The organism is Cupriavidus sp. GW823-FHT06D04 (assembly GCF_058795055.1).
Window position 1 is genome coordinate 1 of the sequence record NZ_JBXAHL010000115.1, and the last position, 740, is coordinate 740.

1 protein-coding gene is annotated in these 740 nt (G+C 58.6%); it reads right to left on the bottom strand.

Annotation, left to right across the window (positions count from 1 at the left end; translation table 11 throughout):
• Positions 1–90 precede the first annotated feature (90 nt).
• A complete protein-coding gene (locus AC1Q7H_RS39820; protein WP_013953086.1) occupies positions 91–717 on the bottom strand; it encodes a hydrolase in 627 nt (208 codons plus the stop codon).
• Between the last annotated feature and the right edge of the window lie 23 nt (positions 718–740).

Genomic DNA, 740 nt, shown 5'->3' on the forward strand with positions numbered 1-740 from the left:
GGGGTCGGAAAGCGCCGGTCGCCCCCTCCCCTCAACTTACGTCCCTCAGAATGAGGCAGAGTTAGCCGCATGCATGACCGATACACGCGCTCATGTCGGTTTGATCATGTCACGCGCGTATGCGAGCCCCGTGCCATACCCACCACCATGCTCAACCACGATCGAGCGAGCCTTCTCATATGTGTCATGACGCGTCCAGTCTCTCTGAAATTCGAGAAGGAGTTGGAGCCAGGAAGTCATGACTGCGCCAGCGGAAGCCATCCGTCGCAACGCAAGGTCATGGCTTGTTGGTGTCAGTCCACCGCAAGCATCGGCAACCACGTAGACTTGATATCCCTCGGACAGCGCTGAAAGAACCGGGAAGCTCACGCACGCCTCCGTCAGCATGCCCGCGATGATCAGCGTACGCTTTCCGGTAGCCGTAATCGCGTCGCGGACCGCATCGTCTTCCCAAAGGTTCATGTTGCGGCGTTCAATCGGCGTGACGTTTGGCAGCACTTCCCGAAAAGCCGGCATCAATGGGCCGCTGTAGACCTTCGAGGCCGAAGTGGAGACCACAACCGGCAAGTCAAAGGCGACCGCCGTCTTCGCGACCGCAAGGCCATTACTGCGCAGAATCTGGGGGTCTTGAGAACCCGCGGCGAACGCAAGGCCCGCCTGTTCATCAACGAGGATCAATGCACAATCCGCGGGTTCGAGCAACGGTAGTTTGGACATGGGAGTTCTCCTGTTCATTTGAG